Consider the following 12,123-nt stretch of genomic DNA (forward strand, 5'->3'; position numbering starts at 1 on the left):
GAAGACGACAAACACTCAGACAACCACTCCATCAACTTCCGGGCAGATGACCCCAATTATCTTCTTGTAGGGACCGATGCCGGGATCTATGAGAGTTTTGATCTGGCCAAGACCTGGCGGTACATCAAAAACCTGCCCCTCACCCAGTATTATAAAGTTGCTGTAAATAATGCCGAGCCTTTCTATCACATCTTTGGGGGTACCCAGGACAATGGATCCACAGGAGGCCCTTCCCGTACCGACGAAAGGCAGGGGATTCGAAATGCCCACTGGTACAAGACGCTCGGCGCAGACGGGCACCAGTCGGCCACAGACCCCGAATACAACAATATTATCTATGCCGAGACACAGCAGGGTGGACTGCACCGGATCGACCTCGTGACTGGCGAGCAGGTGTTTATTCAACCCCAGGCGAGGGCCGGAGAAGACTTTGAGCGCTTCAACTGGGATGCCCCCATCCTGGTAAGCCCGCATAAAGCTTCCCGTCTGTACTTTGCTTCACAACGCGTATGGAAATCAGAAGACCGTGGTAATAGCTGGACCCCAATTTCCGGTGACCTCACCCGTAATGAGGAGCGTATTACCCTGCCAATTATGGGGAAACAGCAAAGCTGGGACAATGCCTGGGACCTTAAGGCCATGTCTAACTACAATACCATTACTTCGCTGTCAGAATCCCCTGTGAAAGAAGGTGTGTTATATGCGGGTACGGACGATGGTTTTATTCAGACTTCCTCAGATGGCGGACAGAATTGGAATCGCATTCCGGTAACCCGTATGGGATTGGCCGCACGGACCTTCGTCAATGACATTAAGGCTGACCTTTTTGACGTAAATACTGTATACGTTGCCCTGGACAACCACAAGGAGGGCGATTTCTCCCCTTACCTGTTCAAAAGCACGGATGGCGGTGCCAGCTGGAGTTCCATAAGTGCGAATCTACCGGACCGCACACTGGTCTGGAGGATCGTCCAGGACCATGTGAATAAAAACCTGCTCTTTGCCGGTACCGAAAGAGGGATCTACGCATCTCTGGATGGCGGGAAAAACTGGAGCAAAGTGCCGGGTGCACCAACCATCCCTTTCCGTGACCTGGTGATTCAAAAAAGGGAAAACGACCTGGTCGGGGCCTCCTTTGGGCGAGGTTTCTTTGTACTGGACGACTATAGTGCCCTGCGCGATGTGAATGCAGAGACCAAACAAAAGGAAGGACACCTGTTCCCAACAAGAAAAGCCCACTGGTATGTTCCAAAGAACATTGTTGGAAATACAGGGTCAGACTATTATTTCGCTGAGAACCCGGAATTCGGAGCCTGGTTTACCTATCATCTGAGCAAGGAGTATCCCTCCAAGAAAAAGAGTCGGCAGAAAGCTGAAAAAGCCCTAGAAAAACAGAATAAGGATATCCCCTTCCCGGGATGGGATGCCCTTGAAGAAGAGCGGCGAGAGGAAGGCGTGAAGATCTGGGTAGTCGTAAAAGACCAGCAGGGAAATGTAATACGCAAAGTAAAAGGGAAAGCGAAAAAGGGGATCAACCGTGTAGCCTGGGATCTACGGCACCCGAATTTCAGGCCGATCCGACCCGGCCAGGCCCAAGGTGGCGGCGGATGGTGGTCAGCTGGTCCGCTTGCGACGCCAGGGACGTACTCCGCTACCCTGGTAAAGGAAGAAAAAGGAGAAGTGATGACCCTGGACGGGCCGATATCCTTTGAGGTAGTTCCGCTTAGGGAGGGCACCCTGAAAGGGATTTCTCATGAAGAGTATAACACTTACATCAGCGAATTTAAGGAGCTACTAATGCGGTCCAGCATGGTGAGCGACGCTCTGGACGTAAGCATGAAAAAAGTGAACGCCATGCAGGTGGCCTTGTCACGTACCAGCGTTGCCCCAGGATCTTTGGACAAGCGTTTGCATGACCTTAAACAACAACTGTATGCCTTTGAGGAAAAGTTGAATGGTAATAGTTCAAAGGACGAGATCGGGGAACGCAACCCTCCAAGTGTAGGTTCCCATATGCGTGTTGCTATGCGCGGGATGTCGACCACCTATGGTCCAACAGCTTTGCACCGCCAAAGTATGAACATTGCTTCCACAATGCTGAATGGCATGTTTACGGAGATCAGCACGATAAGTACGAGCACTATCCCCGGCCTGGAACAGGAACTCAGGCGCCTGGGCGCCCCCTATATCCTGGGGCAAGGGATTAAAAACTAATTCCTGAATATTCAAAAAAGAAGGGCTCCGATGGAGCCCTTTTTTGTTTCGTTCGGGAAAATTATACCTCCGCGAGACCAGATGCATAGATAGAAAAAATAGCGATGGGCTGGGTCCTGCCCTTTAGCTCCAGGGTTCCATGGGATTCCTTGTGAAACTCCCCGGACAGGTCCAATTGCGCAAGCAAGGATTCGGAGATGAGCAGGTCCACACCATAGGTAGCGCACAATCCCTGTATCCGTGACGTGACGTTGAGCACGTCTCCGGTAAAGAAGATCTCTTTCTTTAGTGCCCCGATTTCGCCAGTGGTTACCGGTCCAAGATGCATCCCCGCCTTGAAGGCCGGCGCTTCACCATAGCTATTCAAATACTGAGCTTCTTTATTGGCAAGAGCCTCTTTCATTTTAAAAAAACACTGTATACAATTCTGATCCTTCAGGCCTTCTTCAATTTCCCAGGAGATGACAATTTCATCCCCTATATATTGATACACCTGACCCTGATGGGCTACTATGGCGTCCGAAAGGTCGTTATAATATTCCCGCAAGAATTCAAAATAGCGTGTATGTCCCAGCCTTTCCGCAATAGCGGTAGAGGATTTCATATCAAGGAACATGAAGATCCTTTCCTCTTCCACCGGCTTGTGATATTTCCCGGTAAAAAAATTCAAAAGTACCCGCTGTCCCAAATTATCACTGATCCCCGCATAGAAGAGGCTTAGAAAAGTGCTGAAAGCGAGGCTGATCATAGTGCTTAGTAAACTGCCACTGGATAAAAAACTATAAAACTTCTGCCATACAGCAGGATCGCTCAGGGAGCTTTTAAGTTCCAGGCTCGCCGCCAAAGGGTAAGTAATAATGATCACCAGGAACAGGAAAAAGGTGTAAAATCCGAATTTGTAAAACAATTTTCTTGAAAAGCTATATTTACTAAAGAGGTCCTTTAACCAATAGACCTCCAGAGCTCCAATAGTTAGCCCTACCACAGTGACGGCCAGGGAGGCGAAAAGGAATACAGAAGGGGTAAGGGTTATTTCCACGGCCGGATTGATGTTCTCATTCCCAGTTGCGGCCGCATCAGTAAACAGGTCGAACCACCCCACCAGTAGCCAGATGACTCCAAAAGGCAGAATACGGGAGAGGTTTCTCCTGGTTTTAGGCGATAGCCAATTCCTCATGGTGTAAAGTTAAAAATGAAATCCATTGATGATTAAGCATGAATACCCTATTGCCCCTTTAAAAACTGTCCTTTATTAACCCTGTTTCAAAAAAATGGAAAAATTTACTAATATTAGTACTACAAACAACCCGTCCCTGAGACTGATATTTATATAGGTTTCAGGAGTAATTAATTAAACTCTTTATGATTATTCAATACGTATCTATTGCATTTAAAGCCATCATCTTTATCAGCATCATCAATGTCTGGTTCTTTCGTTTCAACAAGCAGACCCCATATCGTGGGGGTGGTGCCAAGACAATGAAGGAAGAATTTGAAGTCTATGGATTTTCAACTGCCCTGATGTACCTGGTAGGTGCGATCAAGGTAATTTTGGCCACCCTGCTGCTGATTTCTATCTGGTATCCTGAGTTTTCTACGCCTGCTGCCGGGGGTATGGGAATCTTCATGCTTGGCGCGATCTTTATGCATTTCAGGGCTAATGACCCAAGTATTCGCTCTTTTCCCGCCTTATTATTTTTCGTGCTTTCGGTTGGCATTATCGTGATAGATATTGTCAATCAGGGAGCATTCTGAAAGAAGTATATTCAGAAAGCCCGGATTTGAAATCCGAGCTTTCTATTTTTTTCATTACCCAGGTCTTATTCTGTAGCCACTATCACAGCTTCAGCTGCTTGTTTGGTATCTGTGTACTGCTGAAAGGAACTGGCAAGTGAATCCCTGAGTGTCCAGAGGTGGGCAAACTGGGCATCTAATTCTTTAGAACTGGCCTTGTTCAACGCTTTATAACGGCCGGTTACGAGGACTTTATTCGTGTCTACATTGTGAAATTGGACGTTCTCGAGGTTCCAGTATTCCCACTCTTCGCCCAGTCTCTTGAAAACCCCCTCAGCCACGGCACTGCCACCCACATAGGGGTTGCCATCACTGTAAATGAAATTTTCGGCTTCGTTCCACTGTATGTCTTCTGTGAATCCTGCAAGGACCGTTTCTATATTGCCTTCAGCAAATGCATTATAAATTTTCTTGACATACTCCGCTTTAGGGGTTTCTTCAACTTTCTGCTCTGCTTTGGTTTGACAGGACAATACAAGTAAAGACAGGGAGAATAAAACTAATTTTTTCATGATGGTTGGTTGTTGGTTATTCACTAAAGATATGAAAAACAATATATTGCATGTAAATTCTAGTCCTCAAGAAGCGGTTACTCAATGTGCAGGTTATAGTCCTGCAATACTTCCTGCCAGGATTTCTGATTGATCTTACGTACCAGCAACGGGTTGATCCATTCCAGGTGCGGACTGTTCTTTGGAAGGAAAAAACTTTTGTACTGCTGGTTAAAACTGATAGGGAGCAGAACGGCCTTCCCTTCTAGTTGCATTTTACCAATGAGGTAATCCAGCACTGTTTTATCGTAAACCAACACCTCTGTTTTTCTGCCAGAAAGCGCCAGTAGGGCATTCTCGACATTCTCAAACATCACCGTGGGGGGGATATCGTTTTGCTTGAGAAAGGCCTCGCCGCTCGAGCCGTGCACACTGGCAATGTCCCGGGTATTGCGCAAGTCCTGCAGATCTTCGATGTTCCTGCTGAGGGAACTCACCGTAAGGGTTGAGGCTACTGTAGCGGTAAACCCGGAAATGATCAGGATAGCTGTGAACATCCATACCATAGCTATGGCCCTGCCCAGCTTGGTTTTTGGGGCCTTATCCCCATAGCCCACCGTAGTCATGGTTACCGCAGACCACCAGAATCCATCGAATAAACCAATGAGGTTAGGACGAAACTGCCTGCGGTTGTGTTTGCGTTCTACCAACCAAAGGATCGTCCCGAATACGAAGATGGTCAGCACCAGCAACAAAATAAGCCGCAGGAACTGCAAAGAGAAGAAGTTCTGTAAAAAAATACGGACCTGGCTCTGCTTGGCCTGGGAAGTAGCTACCCCGAGGAAGGAAACAAAGAACGGTTGCGTGACTTCCAGGAGGGTCAATCGCATTTCGTTGACATGGATAGGGTTAATGGAAACATCAATTTCTTCAAAATCCAGGGCACGTATCAAACCCAGGTGGTCATTAAATGAGATAAGCTCATAATTCACCCCGGCTTCCACAGCTATGCTGTTCCACAGGTCCACGCTTAATCCGGAATATTCTTCACCTTCCTTGATAACAAAAGGTGGTTCATGCACTACACCCACCCTGAGTTTTTCCACATCCTGGCCCTGCCCAAAGATTGGGAGTATGCCAAACAGTAGTATGAGAAAAACCCTTTTCATGTTTTAAAGAATTTGTTCCAGGTAGGAGGCAAATATCTGAAATGCCTTCCGTGTATACTCATCGAATAAGTCCTGCTTTTCAGCATATACGGTTAAAACAGCTTCATACTTGGTTACATAAAACGGCACACTAATCGCCGCTTTATAGGCGGTTATATGAGTGTCTTTTTTCTTTAAAAGCACCTGGCTCTCCTCCTGTAATCGATTAAAAATAAATGGTTTGGCCTGGGTGATACAATAGGCCGCCAGGGAACTGGACGGATCAAAAGGGACCTTGGCTGAGGTAAACCCCCTAACCCTATCTGAATATCCTTCAAATTCAATATTTTTCCCGCGATGTACCCCGATCTCAAAGGCCACTACCCCAGGCAATTTTAATAGATCGGTAGAAATACTTTCCAGAACGAGATCCCATTTGGTATGCGGCCCTATTTTGGCAATCAAGCGATGCATGATCTCTAATACGAGCAATGTGGCCTTTCTTTCCCTTTGTTTCAGCCTTACTTCTTCACGGACTTTCACCAAATCGGCTTCCTGCTTCTCTACCTCTTCTTCCTTCGCCTCCAAGCCCCTGCGCATAGCGCCGAGAACCATGCGAAACCTTCTCTTTTGCGACCAGAACACATAAACAAGTACAGCTGTGAGCAGCAATCCCAGTGTCCAGAGGAAACTTCTGCTTTTATACCAGTATTGGCGGACAGAAAAATTAAAGGCTTTCGGATCGCTCCATAAATACGCCCCTTCTTTCTTTGCCCTAATGCCCAGGGAATAAGTACCCGGAGCCAGGCCTGAAATGTTCATTGTCCTTTCAGTAGTGGGATCGGACCAGGCGGCATCGTTGATCTGGTGTTGGTACAAGGTACGGAAGCCGTGAAAAGATGGAGCAGAATAGGTTACGCTCAAGGTATGGTCAGGCCTAATATCCAGTCTTTCCCCAGGGCCCGGCGCTCCATCTATGGCAGTTGAAATCAGCCAGGGGGCGTTACTCTGACCCGGCTCGGGGTTCGTTTCCAGGGAATAGACGATACCTTCCGCAGTCCCGATCCAAAGTCTTCCTTCATTATCCGCATTCAGACAGCGATAGGTCATAACCTTGCTGGGAAGACCACTCTCTTCCTGCATAAGAATGGTGTTCTCCTCAGTATAGCGAAGCACCCCTTCTGTATCGAAAGAAATCCAGATACTTCCGTCAGGAAGGGCTTTCACTGACCTAACTTCTTTATTGCTGTATTGGGATCCAAGGTTTACTTTACTTATCCGGTCCATATCGTGGCGAAGCAGGCCATCTGTGGAAGCCAGCCAAATGATTCCGCCTTCATCCACAGCCAAATCATGTACCTGGAAATTTGGGGTCACATAAAATTCGAAGGGCAGGCTGAGGTTCACAAAAACATCTTTTTCCGGAAGGTAACGAAAGAGATAGGTGTCTTTTCCAATACCGGTAGCGTAAATACGGCCCTTAGCTGTTTCGCGAAGACAGATGATACGGTTCTCAAGGCCTTTCTCCTTTCCATATTCCCGGAATGACCCGTCAGGAAACAAGCAGCCAATGCCCACCAATGGTTGATCCCGGGGGGCCTGTGCTACCCATATCCGGTTCTTGCTGTCTCCGGACAGGTAAAAAATCCCTTCTCCCCGCTCCTCAAGGTCAATTGTAAGAATTCGTCGTCCGTTTTGGTCGAGCTCATAGAGCATGCCCGTACTGGTCCCAGTCCAAAGACGATCTCCTTTTGTAGTCAGGGCTGTAATCGTCCCCAGGGAAGCTGTCGACAGCTGTTCCCCTGAATAGCCATAATCTGTGCTTTCTATCCGGTACAGGTCCCCAAAATTGATAAAGACCTTTCCATTGTCCGCTATGGAAATGGCAGTGGCGTTGGCGTTGGGTATGGAACCGATGCTTTCAAAAAATCGTTTTTGCAGGATCCCAAGCCCTTCTGAAGAACATATCCAGAGTTTGCCATCGGGATCCACCACAATATTGTTAATGCTCCTAAAAGGGAGTTCCTCCAGGGTATGGGGATCATTGTTGCCATAGACTTTCATAAAATTGGGCCTCTCGGAACGGGTCCGATCCAAATAAAAAAGCCCCTGGTCCTTAATCCCGAGGTACACATTTTCCTGCTGATCCAGGGCCAGGGCGGTAACTTCTCCCGGTGTGTTCGGGAAAGACGCTTCTGATCGTAACTGTTTCCCGTCTGATGACAGTTGCAAATGATAGACCTTATCCCCAGCTATCCATAGGGAATTCCCCTTAGATTTCATATCCCGGATGACAGGAAAGGAAGCCTTTTGCTCAAGTCTACCAGGTTGAGGGTTATAGGTAAACAGTACTCCGTCGCTTCTGGCGATCCAGAGTTGTTCACCAATCTCGGAAAAATAAATTTTGGCAAGGCGTTCCTCCGGATCCTCAGAGGGGGGCACCAATAAAGCCATAGCGTCGGGAGAAATCTGATGTACCTGTCCGGCAGGCTGACCTACCAGGACATCTCCATTACTTCTCCTGAACATTTGATTTGGATAATACAGCAGGGAGTCCCTGGGATCTATAGAGGCCTTATGAACGAGCGAAATTATTGTAGTGTCTAATGCGGGCTGTATGAGGCTGACCCCCGCATCATGACTGAGGAGCAGGCCATCATCTGTTGCCGTTAGGTGCTTCCCATACTGACTGGGAATATATTGGGAATACCCTTCGAACCGCAGCCCATCAAAACGCACTAATCCGGCATCTGTAGCAATCCAGGCATATCCCAGGGTGTCGCGGGCCACATGCCTCACTTCATTGGAAGGAAGGCCATTGTCAACGGTATACCAGGAAACATGCATATGCTGACCTTGGGCCGTTAACATTCCCAGTAATGCGAAGCAGAAAAGCAGTATTTCTCGCATGATTCGTGAAGAAGTAAAACCTCCTAATAAAGTTAAGAAATATGGGGGTTTTGGTAAATAGAAAGCATGGATTAAAAAAAAGAAAGCGCGGATTTAAAATCCGCGCTTTCTATATGAACTTATTTTCTGCGTTCGTGTTTGACCCAGTCCACCTCCATTACCCATTCACCGGTCATGGGAGAATCCGTGATCTTGGCAAAGTTCAGAATGGCAAACATGGGCTCGGGGTAGTTATCCCCTTCGCCCACGTTCCGGTACACTTCTTTACCGTCGAGACGGTACACCAGATCGCTGCCTTCCCACTCTACAGAATATTCGTGATAGTCATCTAATGTAGCCGGAAAGTCTTTTCTATAGCTCCACCAATCCCCTTTATCACATTCGCCCTGGCTTTTGATCGCCCCCGTAGTGAAGTGGTCTTTTTTTACGTCCCCGTGGTGCTCAAAAATATCGATCTCCCCGGATCCGGTCAGGGGCCAGCAAATGTTTTCATCCGGTTCCTGCACAGGGGGTTCATTATTTTGTGCTCCCAGGAGCCACCAGGCAGGGAACATACTGGCCTGTCCATTACCATGGAGCCGTAAGCGGGCGGTCCATTTTCCTTTGATAAACTCTTTCCGGTTTTTGGAGCAGATACGTCCGGCAACATACTCGGTATCTGCCTGCTGTTTCCCGTGCTTGTCCAGGTTGTCACAGGGGCGTTTCTCCCCAATATTAACCACTTTTATCTTAAGCGTACCGTCACTTACTTCGCGGGTACCATACTCCCCATCCGGGACATAGCACTGTAATTCATTATTTACCCAGATGCGCTGGTCCTGCCAATTGTCAGGGTTAAAGGTGTCAAAGTCATCAATAAAATCAGTTTCCCAGATTTCAACAACAGCAACTTCTTTTTGCTCCTGTTTCTTTTCTCCGGAACGGCATCCGGCAATGAGCAGGGTGATGGTAAGGGTGTATAAAATTGGTTTCATTGTTAATTTGGATTTGAGTTGGATATAACACCTTCTAAGGTAGTGATCTTAATGGAATGATCAGAAAATCGTTCCGACTGATGCTCGTCATGGCATGCGATCAAAAACATGCTGATATTTAAGCCTTTAACCGATTTATTAATTAAACCCTAGCGCTATGAGGATAATCAATAAAGAAATTACCCAATACTGGATCCATTTCCAGGCAGGAAGCGATGAACCCAACCGGGTGTATCCGCCTGTACTTATTAAGTGTTACTACAAGGATGTATTTGTTTTACAACTCAACTTCCACCCGGACCACAAAACCCTTCCGGAAAACCATTTTGATGTAAGGAATAACCTGGTGTATCTGCAGTACCCCATGTCTATGTATTACAACATAGTGGATACCCTAAGGAATGAAAAGCCCCTTTATTTCCACTGGACACGAGAATTGAATATGGGATTCCTGCGAACCGGGAAAGAACCTGTTGGGGAAGGAGAATTGGAAACAGTTTGATAGAAAAGACCATGTACTCGAGACAAACAGCCGCCAAATATGGTGGCTGTTTTGATATGTAACTCCCCGTTTTATAATTAGGATCAAGTTATCACCTGTCTTTTTCTGTGAAAAAGTTACTCACTCCCCAATGGGAAATCATATATTAGGGTAACTTACCTTTGCAAGTGAATATCGAAGCTCTGAAGTTAAACTCATCTTATGACACCTACCTATAACAAATTATGGGCCCCGGCCAAAGACAAAATACCCGCTACCCATATGGCCAAATTTTTTCGCCATGTCAATACCAAGCACGGTCTGAATTTCACTACCTATGAGGAGTTACATCAGTGGTCGATCACGCAGTTAGGTGCCTTTTGGGAAACAATTGTTGATTATTTCAATATCAACTTTGATTCCCCTTACCAACAAGCCATCACGCGGGCAATACCTTTTTACCACACCAAATGGTTCGAAGGTGCAAGTTTGTCCTATACGGCGCATATAACACGTAATTTTAAGGATCAACAAACCGCTTTGCTCTTTCAAAATGAATCGGGAGCCACCACCGCAATAAGCTGGAATGCCTTACTGCTTCGTGCAGAGCAGCTAAAGCAAAAAATGCTCGATAGAAATGTAGGCAAAGGGGATTGTGTGGTTGGATATTTGTTAAATCATCCTGACACCATTGCCGCATTTTTGGCTACAAATGCGCTGGGTGCAGTGTGGAGTTGTTGTTCCCCGGATTTCGGGATCCAAAGTGTGATCAACCGGTTCGAGCAGTTGGAACCTAAGCTGCTCCTGGCCCATACGTTTTATACCTATAATGGAAAAGCGTATCAGCAGCAGGAAAAAATAGATGCCCTTAAAAAAGGGTTGCCCAGCATTAAGGCCACCCTTGGTTTTTCAGGAACTTTGGATGAGTGGGATTTGGACACTACAGCTAAACCAGATCTCCAACCCGTTTCAGTTCCATTTGAACACCCCATCTGGGTCTTGTTTTCTTCAGGAACAACAGGAAAACCGAAAGCCATTACGCATAGTACAGGAGGAATGCTGATAGAACAATTAAAAGCCCTTTGCTTGCATCAGGATGTACACGAGGGGGAGCGTTTTTTCTGGAATACCACCACAGGGTGGATGATGTGGAATTATGCCCTGGGGGCATTGCTCTGCGGAGGGGTTTTGTGCCTTTATGACGGGGCGGCCGGTTATCCCGATCTGGGAGCACAATGGAGGTTTGCACAGCAAAATAAGATCCGCCATTTTGGAAATGGCGCGCCTTTTTATGCCCAATGCATGAAAACCCCTCCGCCAGACTTAACCACTAAAGGCTTTCCCGAACTAAAAACGCTAGGTTCTACAGGAGCACCGCTATCCGCTTCGGCTTTTGAATTTTTACAGGAACATTTGCCCCAAACCCAAATTATCTCTTTAAGTGGGGGCACTGATGTGTGTTCGGCCTTTGTAGGGGGCAACTCCATGTTGCCTGTATATGCCGGTTATTTGCAATGTCGTATGCTGGGAGCAGCCATAGCGGCCTGGGATGCATCGGGGAATGCGGTCGAGGGTGAGACAGGGGAACTTGTTATTACCGAACCTATGCCTTCGATGCCGGTATATTTTTGGGGAGATGAAGAAAATTCCCGCTATCATAAATCCTATTTTGAGCGATTCCCCAATGTCTGGTCGCATGGGGATTGGATAAAGATCGTTCCCAAAATTGGTATAGAAATGTTAGGGCGTTCGGATGCCACACTCAACAGGCATGGCATACGTATTGGTACGGCTGAGATCTATAGTGCCCTGGAATCCTTTCCTGGACTCGATGATTTTTTGATTGTTGATTTGATGGTTAAGCAGGAAGGGTTTTTGCTTTTGTTTATAGCAGTAAAACAGCCCCTTGATGCGAAGATCATTAAGGACATTAAAACCCACATACGCAGCTTGTGTTCCCCGCGACACGTTCCTGATCGCATTGTTCAGGTCCCCGAAATTCCCTATACCATAAGTGGAAAGAAAATGGAGATCCCTGTTAAGAAATTGCTTATGGGGAGTCCGCTCAATGAAGTAGCCAGTCCGGGTGCCATGAAAAATCCAAAGGCACT

Annotated in this window: 9 protein-coding genes; 4 read left to right on the top strand and 5 right to left on the bottom strand. The window is 47.0% G+C overall.

Annotated elements, in window-relative coordinates; genetic code table 11:
- A partial coding sequence (locus AC4E7D_RS05965; protein ID WP_490172901.1) for a WD40/YVTN/BNR-like repeat-containing protein occupies nt 1–2,214 on the top strand: 2,214 nt, incomplete at its 5' end.
- Between the two features lie 61 nt (nt 2,215–2,275).
- On the opposite strand, the gene AC4E7D_RS05970 is transcribed toward AC4E7D_RS05965, so the two are convergent.
- Nucleotides 2,276–3,391, bottom strand: a complete 1,116-nt coding sequence (locus AC4E7D_RS05970; RefSeq protein ID WP_490172902.1) for an adenylate/guanylate cyclase domain-containing protein — start codon at nt 3,389–3,391, stop codon at nt 2,276–2,278.
- A 185-nt stretch (nt 3,392–3,576) separates the two neighbouring features.
- On the opposite strand from AC4E7D_RS05970, the gene AC4E7D_RS05975 reads away from it, so the two are divergent.
- Entirely contained in the window at nt 3,577–3,969 is a 393-nt protein-coding gene (locus tag AC4E7D_RS05975) for a DoxX family protein (RefSeq protein WP_490172903.1), read from the top strand.
- A gap of 65 nt (nt 3,970–4,034) precedes the next feature.
- Here AC4E7D_RS05975 and AC4E7D_RS05980 read toward each other — a convergent pair whose 3' ends face one another.
- The 4 genes from AC4E7D_RS05980 to AC4E7D_RS05995 all read right to left on the bottom strand — a co-directional run bounded on the left by AC4E7D_RS05980 (nt 4,035) and on the right by AC4E7D_RS05995 (nt 9,531).
- Nucleotides 4,035–4,520: a nuclear transport factor 2 family protein gene (locus tag AC4E7D_RS05980; RefSeq protein WP_490172904.1), complete on the bottom strand. Its 486-nt coding sequence runs from the start codon at nt 4,518–4,520 to the stop codon at nt 4,035–4,037.
- 77 nt (nt 4,521–4,597) lie between these two features.
- The gene (locus tag AC4E7D_RS05985; RefSeq protein ID WP_490172905.1) at nt 4,598–5,668 is read right to left on the bottom strand and encodes an ion channel; all 1,071 of its coding nucleotides are present in this window, start codon (nt 5,666–5,668) and stop codon (nt 4,598–4,600) included.
- Nucleotides 5,669–5,671: 3 nt separating this feature from the next.
- Complete coding sequence (locus AC4E7D_RS05990) at nt 5,672–8,557, bottom strand: ligand-binding sensor domain-containing protein (protein WP_490172906.1); 2,886 nt, start codon at nt 8,555–8,557, stop codon at nt 5,672–5,674.
- A 119-nt stretch (nt 8,558–8,676) separates the two neighbouring features.
- On the bottom strand, nt 8,677–9,531 hold the full coding sequence (locus AC4E7D_RS05995; RefSeq protein WP_490172907.1) for a glycoside hydrolase family 16 protein: 855 nt from the start codon (nt 9,529–9,531) through the stop codon (nt 8,677–8,679).
- A gap of 157 nt (nt 9,532–9,688) precedes the next feature.
- On the opposite strand from AC4E7D_RS05995, the gene AC4E7D_RS06000 reads away from it, so the two are divergent.
- On the top strand, nt 9,689–10,033 hold the full coding sequence (locus AC4E7D_RS06000) for a hypothetical protein (protein WP_490172908.1): 345 nt from the start codon (nt 9,689–9,691) through the stop codon (nt 10,031–10,033).
- Nucleotides 10,034–10,234: 201 nt separating this feature from the next.
- A partial coding sequence (locus AC4E7D_RS06005) for an acetoacetate--CoA ligase (protein WP_490172909.1) occupies nt 10,235–12,123 on the top strand: 1,889 nt, incomplete at its 3' end.

The sequence above is a fragment of the Lentiprolixibacter sp. genome, from assembly GCF_982873095.1.